Origin of the sequence: Pusillimonas sp., assembly GCF_035515275.1 — a bacterium.
GTDB lineage: Bacteria > Pseudomonadota > Gammaproteobacteria > Burkholderiales > Burkholderiaceae_B > Pusillimonas.
Map to the genome: position 1 here is coordinate 1 of NZ_DATJBQ010000059.1, position 16864 is coordinate 16864.

A 16864-nucleotide genomic window follows, 5' to 3' on the forward strand; every position below is an offset into this window, starting at 1 on the left:
GCGCGCCCGTTGCCGTTGGGCCACCGCGCATTCTTCCATGTGCACGACCAGCCCGTGCCCTTGCCGGATGCCGCCGATGATGGCGTCGCCGGGCAAGGGCCCGCAGCAGGGCGCCAGCTGCACGGCTTGGCCCTCGTTGCCATGAATGAGTATGGGCGCGCTGGTCTTGACGGTAAGGTCGTCGATGGACGCCGCCGTGGTGGCCAGTATGGGGTTTTCGGGTGCGAAACGGCGTGCAACCACTGCAGCCAAGCGCTTGCCCAGGCCGATGTCGGCCAGGATTTCTTCGCGGGAACTGGCGCCCGAGCCTTTGGCAAGCTTTTCCCACTCGGGGTCGTCGGTGGCGGGCTCGGGCATGTTCAGTTGCTCGAAGGCCTGGTTAAGCAGGCGCTGCCCGAAAGCCACGGATTCTTCGTATTTGACCGTGCGCAGGTAATGGCGAATTTCGGAGCGCGCGCGGCCGGTGCGCACGTAGTTGAGCCATTGCGCGCTGGGCCGAGACGAGGGCGAGGTGACGATCTCGACCGAGTCGCCGCTTTTTAGCTCGGTGCGCAACGGCGAGTATTCGCCGTTGATCTTGGAGGCGATGGCGTGGTTGCCGACATCGGTATGAATGGCGTAGGCAAAATCGACCGGCGTGGCCCCGCGAGGCAGCGAAAGGATTTTGCCCTGTGGCGTGAACACATACACCGCATCGGGGAACAGGTCGACCTTGACGTGTTCCAAAAATTCGCCTGAATCGCCGGTTTGGCTTTGAATATCGAGCAACGACTGCAGCCACTGATGAGTGCGCTTTTGCAGATTGTTCAGCGAGGTGCCGTCGTCTTTGTACAGCCAGTGCGAGGCAACGCCTTCTTCGGCGACGTGGTCCATGTCGCGCGTGCGAAACTGGAACTCAACGGGTGTGCCGTAAGGGCCCACCAGGGTGGTGTGCAGCGACTGGTAGCCATTGATCTTGGGAATGGCGATGTAGTCTTTGAATTTACCCGGTACGGGCCGGTACATTTGATGCAGCGTGCCCAAAGCCAGATAGCATTCAGGCAGGGTATGGACAATGACCCGAAAACCGTAAATGTCGAGTACGTCCGAGAACGTTTTTTTTTGCTCGATCATTTTGGTGTAAATGCTGTAAAGCGATTTTTCGCGGCCGCTGACCTCGGCCTCGATGCCGGCGGCCGGCAGCGCCACCTTTACGGCTTCGGTAATTTTGCTTAGCACTTCGCGCCGGTTGCCCCGGGCGGCCATCATGGCTTTGTGCAGCACACGGTAGCGGTTGGGGTGTATGGCTTGAAAGCAAAGATCTTGAAGCTCGCGAAACAGGGCGTTTAGCCCCAGCCGGTGGGCGATCGGCGAATAGATGTCCAGCGTTTCGCGAGCGATGCGTCGGCGTTTTTCGGGGGCCATGGCCCCCAATGTGCGCATATTGTGCAGGCGGTCGGCCAGTTTGATCAGTATGACGCGCACGTCGCGCGCCATGGCCAGCAGCATCTTGCGAAAGCTTTCGGCCTGCTGTTCGGCCTTGGTGGCGAACTCGAGGCGCTCAAGCTTGGAGACGCCGTCGACGATTTCGGCCACATCAGGCCCGAACCGTTCGGCCAGTTCAGCTTTGGAAACGTCTTGGTCTTCGATGACGTCGTGCAATAGCGCCGCCATCAACGAGTCGGCGTCAAGCTTCCAGCCCGCGCAAATTTCGGTAACGGCGATAGGGTGCGAAATATAGGGCTCGCCGCTGGCGCGGAATTGCCCCAGATGGGCTTGATCAGAGAACCGGTAGGCCTCTTTGACACGCTCGACATCTTTTGGGTCGAGGTACTGGCTGATTATTTTGGTCAGCGGCGCCAGCGAGGCAATGGGGTTGGGTGTGGCGTCGGTGCCCAAGGGCAGGGCGGGTTGGCTTTTTGCCTTGCGGCGCTTGCGCAGCCGTGTGCGTTTAAATACCGCCAACAGCCCCGACGAGGCACCACGAAGAGTTGAAAACGCCATACACCCGCCCGAAGACTTTAGGTTGGAACCTTGCGGAGCATTTCGAGGCCGGTCAGGCCGGCGGCGATTTCGCGCAGTGCGATGACAGTGGGTTTGTCTTTGTCGGGGTCGATGCGAGCTTCGTGGCCTTGGGCCAGTTCGCGAGCGCGATAAGTAGCCGCCAGAGTAAGATCGAAGCGATTATCGATTTTCTCGAGACAGTCTTCGACGGTGATGCGAGCCATATGGATCCTGTGAAGAAAATGAAAACTAGGGGTCAGACGAGTGTTTTACTGATGCCCAACTGACTGAAAAGTTCGGCGTTGCGGGCGGCTTGGGTGGCATAGCGCAGCCGGGTGGCTGAAACAATTTGTGCCAACTGGGCTAGAGCCACGCTAAATTCTTGATTAATAATAACATATTGGCATTCCGAGGCATGCGCCATTTCGCTGCCCGCAGCCAGTAGCCGTTGGGCGATCACATGGGGTGCATCCTGGCCGCGGCCACGCAGGCGTGACTCCAATGCCTCGATCGATGGGGGCAAGATGAAAATGCCCACTGCCTGCGGGAAATGGCGCCGTATCTGGCGCGCACCCTGCCAGTCGATTTCAAGCAAAACGTCGCGTCCGGCCTCGATGCAGTTTTCGATGCCGTCGCGCGGGGTGCCGTAATAGTTGCCATGAACTTCGGCCCATTCGAGCAGGCCGTTGTTGTCGCGCAGGGCCTCGAACTGCTCGACGCTGACAAATCGATAGTGCTGATTGTGATTCTCGCCGTTGCGAGGCGCACGGGTGGTGCACGAAATAGACAAGGTCACGTCGCGATCTTGTTCCAGCAAGGCATTGACCAGGCTGGATTTTCCGGCCCCGCTGGGGGCCACGACCATGAAGATGTTGCCGGAATAAAGCGACATGGCAAAGTAGACTTGAAAAAAGACAAAAAGCTTAGCAGATTCAGCGTGTTCAGATCAACGCAAGGGAGCTTCAAAGAACCGATTGAACGTGCCGGTGGCTAGTGCTGGGTTGGGGTTTGGCCGAGTTCTTCCAGGGTGGCCTCGTAGGCGGCGGTGTCCTGGCATAAAAATACCGCCGTGTCGCCGATATTCATATTGAAGGCCAGGTCTTCGACCTGCTGCGGCGCCTGGTCGGGCGACTCGACGGCAGTGACGTGCACGTCGCCCTCTTGCTCGAACCGCGCCGCGGGTACGATCTGCGACACAAGCTCGAGGTCGGGGGGGCTGATCACCACGTAGGCGCTGCAGTTGAGCTCTTCGATGGTTACATCGAGCACGACGCCGTGTTCGAGCGCTTGGGTAATGCGGCTAAAGGCTTTCATGAATGTAGTGATCAGTGCGTGGCCGACGCCAGCCGCAGCACAAACACGCTGCGACACAAAAAATCGGCCTAAAGCATGATGTTAGCAGGTCGGTGAGGTGGATTGGATCGAAACCCGTGCTACGTGATACGCTCATTGGCCTTCGCGCCTCGCCGGCGGGTTTATCTGTTTTTTTTGAGTTATCTATGAAATTTGCCACCTGGAACGTCAACTCTTTGAAAGTGCGCCTTCCGCAGGTTATTGACTGGCTACAGGCCAACCCGGTTGATGCGCTGTGCCTGCAAGAGCTCAAGCTGGATCAAGACAAGTTTCCGCTTGATGCCTTTACCGAGATGGGCTATCAGGCCTGCTGGGCGGGGCAAAAAACCTACAACGGCGTCGCAGTGATTTCAAAGACGTCGGGTGCCGACGAACAGTGCAATATTCCCGGTTTCGACGACCACCAGCAGCGCATCATTGCCACGACCTTGCCCAGCCCCATCGGCGATATTCGCGTGATCAGCGCTTATTGCCCCAACGGGCAGTCATTGGAAAGCGACAAGTATCAATACAAACTGGCCTGGTTTGCGGCCTTGCGAAACTGGCTGGACGAAGAACTGAAGCGTTTCCCGCGCATGGCCGTACTGGGCGACTATAACGTTGCGCCAAAAGACGAAGACGTGCACGATCCCGCCAAATGGGAGGGCGACGTACTGGTATCTGCGCCCGAGCGCGCCGCCTTGCAGGCCTTGATCGATCTTGGCCTGACCGATGCGTTCCGTATGTTCGATCAAGAAGAAAACTCGTTCAGTTGGTGGGACTACCGACGCTTTGCGTTTCGGCGCAATGCCGGCCTGCGCATCGACCACGTGCTGATTTCCGACGCTTTACGACCCTATTGCACTGGCTGCTTTATCGATAAAGAACCGCGCCGCAACGAACAGCCTTCAGATCACGCCCCGGTTGTGGCCACGTTTGATTTTTCGGCATGAGCTCCTACGATGAGTATTGGTCGGACGAAGAGCCGACCATGTCCGAAGCGGGTGGCATACGGTATTTGCATTTTGGCACCGAATGGGTGCAGGGCGCCATGCGGGTGCGCAAGCCCTCGGAGCTGGTGCTTGCCTATACCCAGCAAATGATGGCCTGGCTGCTGTTTATCGAGCCTAAAAAGCATCATTCCGTCGGTATTCTGGGCCTGGGCGCAGGGTCGCTGCTGCGATTTACCTTAAAACATACGACCGTCGGCATTGAAACCGCCGAGTGGAATCCGGCGGTCACCGCCATGTGCCAGGCGTATTTCCGGCTGCCGTCAAACGAACGTTCGTACATTGATCACGTGGACGCCCAAGTGTGGCTCGACAAACCGCACAATATCGGCCGGTATGCGGCGCTGATGGTCGACCTGTACGACGCCCAGGCGCAAGGGCCGGTGCGGGAGTCCCTGGAGTTTTACCAGGGTTGCTACCGTGCGCTGTCGCCTGAAGGCGGCGTCATGACGGTCAACCTGTTCGGCAACCACGAAAGTTTTCCGCGCAACATGGCGAACATTCGTGCTGCGTTCAAGGGCCCTGTCCTGGAACTGCCCGAAATCGATGCCGGAAACCGCGTCATAATGGCGTTTCGGGGGCCATTGCTCGACATCACCACGGGTGCCTTGCTGGATCGCGCCGAGCTTGTCGAAAAGAAATTCGGGCTGCCCGCCACGCGATGGGCCAGGTTCTTGCTTCAGCAATTGCGCCCGATCAGCTAGCACGCTGAAAGCAGGCTGATGTAAAGTTTGAGAAAAGATCGATAAAGAGGTTATTCATGAAGTGGACGCCATTTGCTCAAGCCTTTTTTTGTGCCGCTGCCTTGTGTTTGTCCACCATGGGGGCTGCAAAGGCCCAGTCTGTGGCGGTGACCAGCATCGTCGAGCACCCTGCGCTTGATACGCTTCGCGATGGGGTCAAAGACGCCCTGGCCGAGGCCGGACACACAGAGCAAAAGGGTCTGAAATGGCAGTTTCAGACGGCGCAGGGCAATACGGCCATCGCCACTCAAATTGCACGCAAATTCGTTGGTGACAAGCCCGACGTAATCGTCGCCATTGCCACGCCTTCGGCTCAGGCCGTCGTGGCCGCCACCAAGACCATACCGGTCGTGTATGCCGCAGTCACCGACCCGGTTGCGGCGCAGCTTGTGCCCACTCTCGAAGCGTCAGGAACGAACGTGACCGGAGTGTCCGACCGCCTCGAACTTGCGCGTCAGCTGGAAATCATCAAGCAGGTGGTGCCCGATGCGCGCAAGGTCGGCATGGTCTACAACCCGGGGGAAGCCAACTCGGTGTCGGTCGTCGAGCAACTGCGCGAGCTTCTGCCCACCATGGGCATGTCTTTGGTCGAGGCGGGCGCGCCCCGCACCGTGGATGTCGGGGCGGCAGCACGCAGCCTGGTGGGTAAAGTCGATGTCATCTACACCAGCACCGACAACAACGTGGTGTCGGCCTACGAGACTTTGGTCAAGGTGGGCAACGACGCGCGCATTCCCCTGGTGGCCTCCGACACCGCCAGCGTTTCACGCGGCGCCATCGCGGCGCTGGGCCTTGATTATTACGAAATCGGTCGCCAGGCCGGTCGAATTGTCGTGCGCATACTCAACGGCGAAAAGCCCGGCGACATTCCTTCTGAAACCAGTGACAAGCTTGCCTTGCACGTCAACCCTGCGGCAGCGCGCAAGCAGGGTGTCACGCTTTCCAGTCAGCTGCTCGACTCGGCTGCTGTCGTTATTGAGTAGGCCCCATGACCTGGTATGCGCTCTGGGGTGCGATCGAAGTGGGGCTTATCTACGGGTTGGTTGCGGTTGGGGTGTTGATCTCGTTTCGCATCTTGCGCTTTCCCGACCTGACGGTAGACGGCAGTTTTCCACTGGGGGCAGCCGTGGCCGCCACGCTGATCGTGTCCGGCTGGGAGCCCTTTTCGGCCACCTTGGTAGCGACATTGGCCGGCGCAGCGGCGGGCGCCATTACCGGCTGGCTGAACGTGCGGCTGAAGATCATGGATCTGCTGGCGAGCATCCTGATGATGATCGCGCTGTACTCGATCAATCTGCGCATCATGGGTCGCCCCAACGTGCCGCTGATCACCGAGCCCACTGTCTTTGCCCCGTTCATGTCCGAGACGCTTCCCGACTATATTCTGCGGCCGATACTGGTGCTGATTCTGGTAGCGGTGGTCAAGTTTGTGCTTGACTGGTATTTGGGTACGCGCTCGGGGCTGGCGCTGCGCGCAACCGGCTCCAATCCCCGCATGGCACGGGCTCAGGGTGTGGCCACCGGCGCCATGGTCTTGATCGGCCTGGCGCTATCCAACGCGCTGTGCGCACTGGGCGGGGCGTTGTTCGCCCAGTCGCAGGGCGTTTCCGATATATCCATGGGCATAGGCACGATTGTCATCGGCCTGGCGGCGGTTATTGTGGGCGAAAGCCTGTTCAGCTCGCGCAAGCTGGTCATTATGACTGCGGCTGCGGTTCTGGGGGCTGTGCTGTATCGAATCTTCGTTGCTTTGGCGCTTAATGCCGATTTCATCGGTCTGCAGGCGCAAGACCTCAACCTGATTACTGCCGTGCTGGTGACCATTTTTCTGGTGGTTCCATTGTTGCGCCAGAAGCTGCGTAAAAGTCGGGGGGTAAAGCCGTGAGTATGCAAACCGCTCATCGCCCATGGGAAAGCCACCATGCTTAAGGCGCACGACCTACACATCACGTTCAATGCGGGCACCCCTATCGAAACCCCCGCTTTGCGCGGCCTGTCCCTTGATATCCCTACCGGCCAGTTCGTCACCGTGATTGGTTCAAACGGGGCGGGCAAGTCGACCCTGCTTAACGCCATATCGGGCGAGGCCCTGCTTGATCAGGGTTCCATCACGATCGACGGTACCGAGCTGCGGCGCATGCCCGTCTGGGAGCGTGCGGGTATGGTGGCACGGGTGTTTCAAGACCCATTGCTGGGTACTTGCGAAGACCTGACCATAGAAGAAAACCTGGCGCTTGGGGCGGGGCGCGGGGGCCGGCGCGGTTTGCGTCCTGCAATCGGGCGCAACATGCGCGACGAGTTTCGACAGCGCCTGGCCAAGCTGGGGCTGGGTCTTGAGGGCCGCCTGCAAGACCGCATCGGCTTGCTTTCGGGCGGGCAGCGCCAGGCGGTAAGTTTGTTAATGGCCACGTTGCGGCCTTCGCGCATTTTGCTGCTCGATGAACACACGGCCGCCCTTGACCCCAGAATTGCCGCATTTGTGCTGGATATTACCCGGCGCATTGTGGCCGAGCGGCAACTGACCACCTTGATGGTCACGCACAGCATGCGTCAGGCGCTTGACATTGGCGATCGCACCATCATGCTGCATCAGGGCCGAATCGTGCTCGATGTTGAAGGTGACGCACGCAAGAAGCTCGACGTACCCCATTTGCTTGAAATGTTCGAGCGTGTACGCGGCGAGGCAATTTCCGACGACAGCCTGCTGTTGGGGTGACGGCGACCCATCGCCCCGGCGCATGCAAACGGCTTGCCTCGGCTCACGGGCCCGCCTCGCGCGGCCTGGGTTAAAAATTGTTGAAAGCAAAGGGCCGGAACGGTTTCCGTCATTAAATGAGACCCACTTTCGTTCTATACTCAGCAATTACCAATAATTACAGTGCCAACTACATATTGCCGGCGCGACAGCGTTGCTTCGGCCAAGCATGCCTATCAGGAGCCATTAATGCGCATTACTCGTCTGCCTACGGGGCGACAAGCCCGGATCGCAGTGTTGTCCTCATTTTTATTGCTTGCGGCTTGTGGCAAAGAGCCTCAGGGACAGCAAGGCGGCATGCAGGTTCCGGTCAGTGTTATTACCGTCGAGCCCGCCCGCACCGAGATTCTTACCGAACTGCCGGGGCGCGTAGACGCGATAAAAGATGCACAGATTCGGGCACGGGTAACCGGCATTGTGGAACAGATCAACTTCACACAGGGCAGCGACGTCAAGGCAGGCGAACTTTTGTTTACCATCGACCCCGCTCCCTACGAGGCGGTTCGTGCTCAGGCCGATGCCCAGCTCAAGCAGGCGCAGGCTGATGCGCAGGCTGCGCGCACGCTTGCAAGGCGCTATTCCAAGCTGATCGATGCCAACGCCGTCAGCCGCCAAGAGTACGACAATGCCATGGCGGCCGCCGCCCAGGCCGAAGCCGCCATTGCAGCGGGCAAGGCCGCCTTGCAGGCGGCCGACATCAATCTGGGCTACACCAAGGTCACTTCGCCGATTGACGGGCGCATCGGGCAGGCAATGGTTACCGAAGGGGCTCTGGTCAGCGGCACCAGCGCCACCCAAATGGCCACCGTTCAGCAACTCGATCGGGTCTACGTCGACGTCACTCGCCCCACATCCGACCTGGCTCAATTGCGTAGGGCCATGGCAGACGGTACGTTGGAGCGTGTCGGTGAAGACGCTGCCAAGGCGATTGTCATTCTTGAAGACGGAAGCGAGTACGAGCACCCAGGCAAATTGCTGTTTTCCGGGGTGTCGGTAGACCCGACCACCGGGCAGGTCACCATGCGCGCCGAGGTGTCCAACCCCGACGAGATCCTGTTGCCGGGCATGTATGTGCGTGTTCGTCTTGCCCAGGGGGTCGATCAAAAGGCGTTGCTGGTTCCGCAGCAGGCCTTGCAGCGTACGGCCGACGGCCAAGGCGCGCTCATGGTCGTCAAAGACGGCAAGGTGGTCAGCGCACCGGTCACAACGGGGCCGGCCATTGACGGCAAGTGGCTGATCACTTCGGGCCTGTCTGCGGGCGACGTCGTCGTGGTCGAGGGCTTCCAGAAGATTCGTCCCGGCGCGCCGGTACACGCCATGCCCTGGAATCAAGGCCAGTCGGGCCAGCCAGGCGGCCCCGCTGCCGGTCAGGGCGGCAATGGCCGGCCCGGACAAGCTCAGGGCGACAAGGCGGCCGGTCAGGAAGGGCAGGCTCCCCAGGGTCCAAACCAGGCCCCTGCCTCTGGCTCGTGAGCCATTCCCTGCCCACAGGAACTGACTGTGCGGGCATTCGAATGCCCGCCGAATCAATGCTTTTAAAGTGAGCACACATGCCACAGTTTTTCATTGAAAGACCGATTTTCGCCTGGGTGGTGGCCCTGGCCATTACGCTTGCCGGTTTGTTGGCCATACCCAATATGCCGGTATCGCAGTATCCGGAAGTCGCGCCGCCTTCGATCACCATCAATGCCACTTATCCCGGCGCCTCGGCCAAAGACGTGGCCCAGTCGGTGGCCAGTATTATCGAGAATGAGCTTAACGGCGCCAAGGGTTTGCTGTATTACGAATCGATCAGCGACTCGTACGGCCGCGCCGAAATTACCGCCACCTTCGCCCCCGGTACCGACCCCGACCTGGCGCAGGTTGATGTGCAGAACCGGATCTCGAACGTCAGCGCAAGCCTGCCTGCAGCGGTCATGCAGCAGGGTTTGAAGGTAGAGCAGAGCAACCCGAACTTCCTGATGGTGCTCAGCATGTCGTCCACCGACGGCTCCATGGATCAGACCGCCCTGGCCGACTACATTACCCGCAACGTGCAAAACACGATCTCGCGTGTGCCGGGTGTGGGCAAGTTCCAGCTGTTTGCGGCGCCCCGGGCCATGCGGGTGTGGGTCGACCCCGACAAACTCACGGGCTACAACCTAAGCATGGCGCAGGTCAATGCCGCCGTGGCCAGCCAGAACGCGCTGATCTCAGCGGGTATTCTGGGCTCGCCACCCAATCCGGAAGACCAGCGGGTGTCGGCGCCCATACTGGTCAACGGCGAGCTTAGCAGCGTTGCCGACTTCGAGAACATTGTGTTGCGCTCCAACGTTGATGGTTCTTCGGTGCGCATCAAGGACGTTGCGCGGGTCGAGGTGGGCTCCGACACCTATCAGTTCGGCGCCTGGCTCAATGGCAAGCCCACGGCCGCTTTTGCCATATCGCTTACCCCCAATGCCAACGCGCTGACCACAGCTGAAGGCGTCAAGGCAAGCATGGAAGAACTTTCCAAGTTCTTCCCCGACAACGTCACGTACTCGATTCCCTATGACACCACGCCCTACGTCGAAACCTCGATCGAGCAGGTGATTCACACCTTGGGCGAGGCGATGTTGCTGGTGTTCCTGGTGATGTTCCTGTTCTTGCAGAACGTGCGCTACACCCTGATCCCTGCGCTGGTGGTGCCCATTGCCATCATGGGGGCGCTGTCAGTGATGCTGGCGGCAGGTTTCTCGATTAACGTGCTGACCATGTTTGCCATGGTGCTGGCCATTGGTATTTTGGTCGACGATGCCATTGTGGTGGTCGAGAACGTCGAGCGGATCATGGTCGAAGACGGCTTGCCGCCCAAAGAGGCGACCAAGAAGGCCATGCCTCAGATCAGCGGCGCCGTGGTGGGCATGACGCTGGTGCTGGCAACGGTGTTTTTCCCGCTGGCCTTCATGAGCGGCTCGGTGGGTGTCATTTATCGCCAGTTCTCAATCGCCATGGCGGTGTCCATCTTGTTCTCGGGTTTTTTGGCGCTTACTTTTACGCCCGCCTTGTGCGCAACCATACTCAAACCCATCCCCAAGGGGCAGCACCAGCAAAAGCGCGGCTTTTTCGGCTGGTTCAATCGCAAGTTTGACCGCGTCACGCAACGCTACGAAGGCTGGGTAGGCAAGAGCCTGAAGCGCACCGGGCGCATCATGCTGATTTATCTGTTGCTTGTCGTCGTGCTGGGTTTCTTGTACTTTCGCATGCCTACTTCGTTCCTGCCTCAAGAAGACCAGGGCTACGCGATTGTCAACATCGAGCTGCCATCGGGCTCGACCAGCAACCGCACGCAAGAAACCATCCGCAAGGTCGAGCAATATTTCTTCAAGCAGCCACAGACCGAGAACGTTATTTCGGTGCAAGGGTTCAGCTTCAATGGCAGCGGTCTGAACGCCGCCATTGCATTCGTACCGCTCAAGGATTTTTCAGAACGCAAGGGACACGAAAACTCGGCCCAGGCGGTGGCGGACAAAGCCAACCAGAACCTGCTTTTCGGTCTGCCTGACTCCATGGTGTTTGCCATTGTGCCGCCGGCAATTTCGTCGCTGGGCAACGCTTCGGGCTTCGATATGCGCTTGCAGGATCGTGGCTCGTTGGGCCATGACGCCTTGCAAGCCGCTACGCAGCAACTGTTGCAACTGGCCATGCAGAATCCAAAACTGGTCGACACCCGTGTTACCGGGCTTGGGCCCGGACCTCAGCTTAGCGTCAAGATCGATCGCCAGAAGGCCGCGGCATTGGGCGTCGATTTTTCTGAAGCCTCGGCGCTTATCGCCACGGCGGTGGGTTCGTCTTATGTGGGCAAGTTTCCCAACATGGGCTGGATGCAGAACGTCTGGGTTCAGGCCGATCAGAATCACCGCATGACTCCGGAAGACCTTATGAAGCTGACGGCCCGCAATGCCCAGGGCGGGTCGGTTCCACTGTCGTCTTTCGTGACGGCAAGCTGGACTCAAGGCCCTGTGCAGGTGGTGCGATACAACAGCTATGAGTCGATTCGCATCGGCGGTTCCGCCGCGCCTGGGTATTCCACCGGCGAAGCCATGGCCGAAATGGAGGCCATGGTCGCTCAGTTGCCCAACGGTTTCGGCTACGAGTGGACGGGCCTTTCTTACCAAGAGAAGCAGGCCGGCGCACAGTCGATCATTCTGCTTTCGCTGGCCATGCTGGTGGTGTTCATGGTGCTGGCCGCCTTGTACGAAAGCTGGGCCATTCCGCTGTCGGTCATGCTGATGGTGCCGCTGGGCATGTTGGGCGCCGTGGGGCTGATTTCAGCGCTGGGCATGCCTAACGACGTGTACTTTCAGGTGGGCATGGTCACGGTCATCGGGTTGGCAGCCAAGAACGCCATTCTTATCGTCGAGTTCGCCAAAGACAGTTACGCCATGGGCGCCAACCTCATTGATTCAACCGTTGAGGCCGCCCGCTTGCGTTTCCGGCCGATTCTCATGACCTCGTTCGCCTTCATCATGGGCGTGGTGCCGTTGGCGTTGGCAACCGGCGCAAGCTCGGCCAGCCAGAACGCTGTGGGTCTGGGGGTCTTGGGCGGCATGCTGGCTGCCACGCCTTTGGCCATGATTTTCGTGCCTACATTCTTCGTGGTGATCATGGGTCTGTTCAAGACCAAGCCCAAACTGACCAACCCGCACATGGCACCGCTTACCTCGGTGCACCACCATATCGATGACAATCAATCGGAGCCCGGTTCTTCCAAGGACGGGGGTCAAGCATGAGTCGACGCGTTTTTCGTATCGCCGCCTTACCGACGCTGACCGCGTTGGTATTGGCGGGTTGTTCCCTGGCACCCAAGTACCAGCGCCCCGACGCGCCGGTACCCGGACAGTATCCGTCTTACGGCGAATCAAGCGCCGCGCAGCATCCCGTTTCGGCGTCAGCCGACCTGGGCTGGCGGCAGTTTTTCCGTGATCCACAGCTGCTGGCCTTGATCGACGTTGCGTTGGTCAATAATCGCGACCTTCGCATTGCTGTCCAGCGTATCGAAGAAGCGCGTGCGCAGTACGGCATACAGCAAAGCGAGCGCCTGCCCACCTTCGGGGCCGGTGGCACGGGCCAGATCACCCGCAACCCCGAGGGGTTGCGCATGGGGGGCGCCGATGCGCCCAGCGTCAGCCGGGTGTACCAAGCGGGCGTGGGCATTACGGCGTTTGAACTCGACTTTTTCGGGCGTGTCCGGAACCTGACCGAAGCCGCGTTCCAGCAGTACCTGGCCACTCAGCAAGCGCGACGCACGGTGCACATCAGCCTGGTCGCCCAGGTGGCCGAGGCTTACTTCACCTTGCGCTCCACCGAGCTGCAGCTGGACCTGGCGCGTAAAACGCTGGCCTCGCGCGAAGGTACATTCGACATTGTTCAGCGCCGCTTCGACGCAGGTGTGGCGGGTGCCCTTGACCTGAACCAGGCTCGGGGGCAACTGGAGACCATTCGCGCTGACATTGCCGAACTGACCCGACTTGAAGCACAGGCGCAAAATGCCTTGTTGCTGCTGCTTGGGCAACAGCCGCCGGCCGATCTGCCCAAAGCGGCCGTATTTGGCAAAGACCAGTTGCTGGCTTCCATACCCGTGGGCCTGCCGTCCGATCTACTTACCCGCCGACCCGACATTATTGGGGCGGAGCATTCTCTGATGGGCGCCAACGCCAACATCGGCGCGGCGCGCGCGGCGTTCTTCCCCAATATTTCCATTACCGGGCTGCTGGGCTTTGCCAGCCCGCAATTGGGCGGCTTGTTCGGCTCGAGCAATCGCTTCTGGACCTACTCGCCTCAACTGACCATACCCTTGTTCTCGGGCGGGGTCAGCGGTAACCTTGATCTGGCCGAAGCCCGCAAGAACATTGCCGTGGCGCAGTACGAAAAAACCATCCAGCTCGCCTTCCGCGAGGTTGCCGATGCTCTGGCGGGCGAAGCCACTTTTGCCAGCCAGCTCGACGCCTTGCGCGCCCTCGAAGACTCAACCGCGCAAACCCTTGAAATTGCAAAACTTCGTTATCAAGAAGGCATCGACAGTTTCTTGCAAGTGCAGTCGGCTGAAGTGGGGCTGTATTCGGCGCAGCGCCAGTTCCTGCAAACGGGCTACGGTGCTTTGCTTAACCGCGTGGCGCTGTACAAGGCCTTGGGCGGCGGCTGGGTCGAATCCACCAGCTTCATCACCGATGCCGGGGCCACTCCGGCCGCAGGCGCGGCTGAAGATCTATAGAGTTAAAAAATGGAACTAGGCGTCAATATCGATCACGTTGCTACGTTACGACAACAACGGCGTACCTCTTACCCTGATCCGGTGCGTGCGGCAGTGCTGGCCGAAGAGGCCGGCGCCGATCTGATCACCTTGCATCTGCGCGAAGACAGGCGTCATATACAAGACGCCGATGTCTCGGCCATTCGAGTCAAATTGCGTACCCGCATGAATCTCGAGTGCGCGGTCACAGCCGAAATGCTGGCTCTGGCCTGCAAGGTCAAGCCCCACGATGTGTGCCTGGTGCCCGAAAGGCGCGAAGAGCTCACCACCGAAGGCGGGCTTGATGTCATCGGCCATTTTGAGAGCGTACGTGATGCGGTCAATCAATTGCACGACGCCGGCATTCGGGTTTCTTTGTTCATCGACCCGGACCCGGCTCAAATCGATGCGGCCGCCCGTGCGGGTGCCACCGTCATCGAGCTTCACACCGGTGCCTATGCCGAAGCGGCGGCCCATGCCGCCCAGGCTGAACTCAAGCGCGTCGGCCTGGCGGCCGCACAGGGGGTGGGGCTGGGCTTGCGGGTCAATGCCGGCCATGGCTTGCACTACGAAAACGTCAGTGCGGTGGCTGCCTTGCCCGGCATCGCAGAGCTGAACATCGGCCACGCCATCATTGCACAGGCCGTCTTTGACGGGCTTGAAAAAGCCGTGCGCGACATGAAGGCCCTGATGGTCGCGGCGGCCGCTCCTGTTTGATTTGTCTGCGTGGCTTGGCGCTGCCGAGCCCAGGTTTTTTTTATAAGGAATGGTGATGTCTGTTGCGCCTATCGATTATTTGTTCAGCCGACGTTCAGTCAAGTTTGTGCAGGCACCCGGCCCCAACGAAGACCAACTGGGTCAGATCCTGCGAGCCGCCATGTCGGCGCCCGATCACGGCCAGTTGCGTCCCTGGCGTTTCAAGTTGATTCGCGGCGAAGCGGTTGTGCAATTGGGCGAACTCGCCCTTGGTGCCATCAAGCGCGCCGGTTTGCCATTGACCACCCAAAAAGAAGCTTCCACACGCGAATGGCTTAAAAAGGTGCCGCTGCTTATTGCGCTGGCCTGCCGCATGGACACCCAGAACACCAAGATTCCCGAGGACGAGCGCATGCTCGCCACCGGCGCTGCGGTAACCAATATGCTTAACGCTGCCCACATGCTGGGCTTTGGCGCTTACTGGAGCACCGGCCTGGGTACCTACGTAGAAGAGGTGACCGAGGCGCTTGGCTTTGACCCGCTTGAGTACCGGTTTATGGGTTATTTGGCCGTCGGCACGCCCATTGCTCTGTCCGATCCGCCTCAGCGCCCCGACTACCGCGAGTTCGTCACCGAGTGGACTGGCCGGTAAGCAGCAAGTAATGTAGAGTTGCCGGGGCTGGTCCGTACTTGCCAAGGAGCTCTCATGAACACCTTCGAAACCGATGTAGCGATTATTGGCGCGGGTACGGCGGGCATGACCGCTTACCGCGCCGTACAAAAGGCCGGGCGCCGCGCGGTCCTGATCGAGGGCGGCCCTTACGGAACGATGTGCGCCCGGGTCGGCTGCATGCCCTCCAAATTGCTTATTGCGGCGGCAGAGGCGGCCGACGCCGTGCGGCGCGCGGCGCCATTCGGCGTGCGTATCCAGGGCTCCGTTCGAGTCGATTCGCGCCAGGTCATGGAGCGAGTCAAACGCGAACGAGACCGCTTCGTCGGCTTCGTGCTTGAATCCATCAATGCCATGCCCGCCACCGACAAGCTGCGCGGGCAAGCGCGGTTTCTGTCCGACCAGATGCTGCAGGTGGGCGACAACGCGCAGCTCAAGGCCAAATGCACGGTCATTGCCACCGGGTCGTCGCCGTTTGTTCCCGACATGTACAAACAGCTTGGCGAGCGCCTGGTCGTCAATGACGATGTTTTTTCCTGGGACGCGCTGCCCCAGCGGGTTCTGGTGGTGGGTACCGGCCCGGTCGGCCTTGAAATGGGTCAAGCGCTGTCCAGGCTGGGCGTAGAGGTTTGCGTCCTGGGTCGTGGCGAGAGTCTGGGAGGCATCAGCGACCCGGTGGTCAAGGCCAATGCACTGGCCGCATTTCAGGCGGATTTCGATTTGCGGCTCAACACCGAGGTGCGCCGGGTGGTGCGCCATGGGAACCAGGTCGAGGCGCGCTTTGTTTCCAAAGAAGGCGAAGAGACCGTTGCACGCTTCGACTATGTATTGATGGCGGCGGGGCGGCCGGCCAATGTGCACGGCCTGGGTCTTGAGAACACATCGGCCCGGCTTGACGGCAAAGGGCGGCCTGCGCTTGATGCGTCTACACTACAGGTAAAAGGTGCGCCCATTTTTGTGGCGGGCGATGCCAACGGTCTGGTGCCGTTGTTGCACGAAGCGTCCGACGACGGTTATCTTGCCGGAACCAACGCCGCCAATTTCCCCGAAATCAAGCCACGAATCCGTCGTACGCCGCTATCCATCGTATTTACCGACCCGCAAATTACTCATGCGGGGCTGGCTTTTAAAGATCTTCCCGGCGACGTAATTGTGGGCAAGGTCGACTTCGAAAACCAGGGGCGCTCGCGCATTATGTTAAAGAACCGGGGCAAGCTGCGTGTGTATGCACAGCCGGGCAGCGGCCTGTTCCTGGGCGCCGAAATGGTGGGGCCCGCGGCCGAGCATATCGGCCATCTGCTGGCCTGGGCCATTCAAGCCAAACTCACCGTCGCTCAGATGCTGGACATGCCTTTTTATCACCCGGTTATCGAAGAGGGCGTAAGAAGGGCTTTACGCGATGCTGCCAAGCAGGTGTGAACCGAT

The 16864-nt window shown here is 59.9% G+C and carries 15 protein-coding genes; 11 read left to right on the top strand and 4 right to left on the bottom strand.

Translation table 11 applies throughout. The annotated features are described in order from the left end of the window. From VL003_RS04000 to VL003_RS04015, 4 genes are all read right to left on the bottom strand, one after another. The coding region (locus VL003_RS04000) for a RelA/SpoT family protein (RefSeq protein ID WP_325439807.1) at window positions 1–1983 on the bottom strand (1983 nt) is incomplete at its 3' end. Window positions 1984–2000: 17 nt separating this feature from the next. Next, window positions 2001–2207: a DNA-directed RNA polymerase subunit omega gene (gene rpoZ, locus VL003_RS04005; protein WP_325439809.1), complete on the bottom strand. Its 207-nt coding sequence runs from the start codon at window positions 2205–2207 to the stop codon at window positions 2001–2003. 32 nt (window positions 2208–2239) lie between these two features. After that, on the bottom strand, window positions 2240–2875 hold the full coding sequence (gene gmk, locus VL003_RS04010) for a guanylate kinase (protein ID WP_325439811.1): 636 nt from the start codon (window positions 2873–2875) through the stop codon (window positions 2240–2242). A 98-nt stretch (window positions 2876–2973) separates the two neighbouring features. Next, window positions 2974–3297, bottom strand: coding sequence for a hypothetical protein (locus VL003_RS04015; protein WP_325439813.1), 324 nt, complete (start codon window positions 3295–3297; stop codon window positions 2974–2976). 185 nt (window positions 3298–3482) lie between these two features. Here VL003_RS04015 and xth point away from each other — a divergent pair, with 185 nt between their 5' ends. The 11 genes from xth to VL003_RS04070 all read left to right on the top strand — a co-directional run bounded on the left by xth (window position 3483) and on the right by VL003_RS04070 (window position 16858). Further along, window positions 3483–4268, top strand: a complete 786-nt coding sequence (gene xth, locus VL003_RS04020; RefSeq protein ID WP_325439815.1) for an exodeoxyribonuclease III — start codon at window positions 3483–3485, stop codon at window positions 4266–4268. Continuing rightward, window positions 4265–5029: a class I SAM-dependent methyltransferase gene (locus VL003_RS04025; protein WP_325439817.1), complete on the top strand. Its 765-nt coding sequence runs from the start codon at window positions 4265–4267 to the stop codon at window positions 5027–5029. Before xth ends, VL003_RS04025 begins: the two co-directional genes overlap by 4 nt. A 116-nt stretch (window positions 5030–5145) precedes the next feature. Further along, on the top strand, window positions 5146–6051 hold the full coding sequence (locus VL003_RS04030) for an ABC transporter substrate-binding protein (protein ID WP_325439852.1): 906 nt from the start codon (window positions 5146–5148) through the stop codon (window positions 6049–6051). A 5-nt stretch (window positions 6052–6056) separates the two neighbouring features. Further along, the gene (locus VL003_RS04035; protein WP_325439819.1) at window positions 6057–6953 is read left to right on the top strand and encodes an ABC transporter permease; all 897 of its coding nucleotides are present in this window, start codon (window positions 6057–6059) and stop codon (window positions 6951–6953) included. Window positions 6954–6989: 36 nt separating this feature from the next. Beyond that, window positions 6990–7784 (top strand): ABC transporter ATP-binding protein, encoded by a 795-nt coding sequence (locus VL003_RS04040; RefSeq protein WP_325439821.1) that lies wholly within the window; start codon window positions 6990–6992, stop codon window positions 7782–7784. Window positions 7785–8012: 228 nt separating this feature from the next. Then, entirely contained in the window at window positions 8013–9296 is a 1284-nt protein-coding gene (locus VL003_RS04045; protein ID WP_325439823.1) for an efflux RND transporter periplasmic adaptor subunit, read from the top strand. A 77-nt stretch (window positions 9297–9373) separates the two neighbouring features. Further along, window positions 9374–12574: an efflux RND transporter permease subunit gene (locus tag VL003_RS04050; protein WP_325439825.1), complete on the top strand. Its 3201-nt coding sequence runs from the start codon at window positions 9374–9376 to the stop codon at window positions 12572–12574. Next, the gene (locus tag VL003_RS04055; RefSeq protein ID WP_325439827.1) at window positions 12571–14055 is read left to right on the top strand and encodes an efflux transporter outer membrane subunit; all 1485 of its coding nucleotides are present in this window, start codon (window positions 12571–12573) and stop codon (window positions 14053–14055) included. The genes VL003_RS04050 and VL003_RS04055 overlap by 4 nt, the downstream gene beginning before the upstream one ends. Window positions 14056–14064: 9 nt before the next feature. Next, complete coding sequence (gene pdxJ, locus VL003_RS04060; protein WP_325439830.1) at window positions 14065–14790, top strand: pyridoxine 5'-phosphate synthase; 726 nt, start codon at window positions 14065–14067, stop codon at window positions 14788–14790. Between the two features lie 55 nt (window positions 14791–14845). After that, window positions 14846–15421: a nitroreductase family protein gene (locus tag VL003_RS04065; protein WP_325439832.1), complete on the top strand. Its 576-nt coding sequence runs from the start codon at window positions 14846–14848 to the stop codon at window positions 15419–15421. Window positions 15422–15475: 54 nt separating this feature from the next. After that, the gene (locus VL003_RS04070; protein ID WP_325439834.1) at window positions 15476–16858 is read left to right on the top strand and encodes a dihydrolipoyl dehydrogenase; all 1383 of its coding nucleotides are present in this window, start codon (window positions 15476–15478) and stop codon (window positions 16856–16858) included. The last annotated feature ends 6 nt before the right edge of the window (window positions 16859–16864 follow it).

Coding starts and splice junctions, on each gene's coding strand:
- rpoZ (WP_325439809.1), bottom strand. CDS start 2,207: ATGGCTCGCATCACCGTCGAAGACTGTCTCGAGAAAATCGATAATCGC.
- gmk (WP_325439811.1), bottom strand. CDS start 2,875: ATGTCGCTTTATTCCGGCAACATCTTCATGGTCGTGGCCCCCAGCGGG.
- VL003_RS04015 (WP_325439813.1), bottom strand. CDS start 3,297: ATGAAAGCCTTTAGCCGCATTACCCAAGCGCTCGAACACGGCGTCGTG.
- xth (WP_325439815.1), top strand. CDS start 3,483: ATGAAATTTGCCACCTGGAACGTCAACTCTTTGAAAGTGCGCCTTCCG.
- VL003_RS04025 (WP_325439817.1), top strand. CDS start 4,265: ATGAGCTCCTACGATGAGTATTGGTCGGACGAAGAGCCGACCATGTCC.
- VL003_RS04030 (WP_325439852.1), top strand. CDS start 5,146: ATGGGGGCTGCAAAGGCCCAGTCTGTGGCGGTGACCAGCATCGTCGAG.
- VL003_RS04035 (WP_325439819.1), top strand. CDS start 6,057: ATGACCTGGTATGCGCTCTGGGGTGCGATCGAAGTGGGGCTTATCTAC.
- VL003_RS04040 (WP_325439821.1), top strand. CDS start 6,990: ATGCTTAAGGCGCACGACCTACACATCACGTTCAATGCGGGCACCCCT.
- VL003_RS04045 (WP_325439823.1), top strand. CDS start 8,013: ATGCGCATTACTCGTCTGCCTACGGGGCGACAAGCCCGGATCGCAGTG.
- VL003_RS04050 (WP_325439825.1), top strand. CDS start 9,374: ATGCCACAGTTTTTCATTGAAAGACCGATTTTCGCCTGGGTGGTGGCC.
- VL003_RS04055 (WP_325439827.1), top strand. CDS start 12,571: ATGAGTCGACGCGTTTTTCGTATCGCCGCCTTACCGACGCTGACCGCG.
- pdxJ (WP_325439830.1), top strand. CDS start 14,065: ATGGAACTAGGCGTCAATATCGATCACGTTGCTACGTTACGACAACAA.
- VL003_RS04065 (WP_325439832.1), top strand. CDS start 14,846: ATGTCTGTTGCGCCTATCGATTATTTGTTCAGCCGACGTTCAGTCAAG.
- VL003_RS04070 (WP_325439834.1), top strand. CDS start 15,476: ATGAACACCTTCGAAACCGATGTAGCGATTATTGGCGCGGGTACGGCG.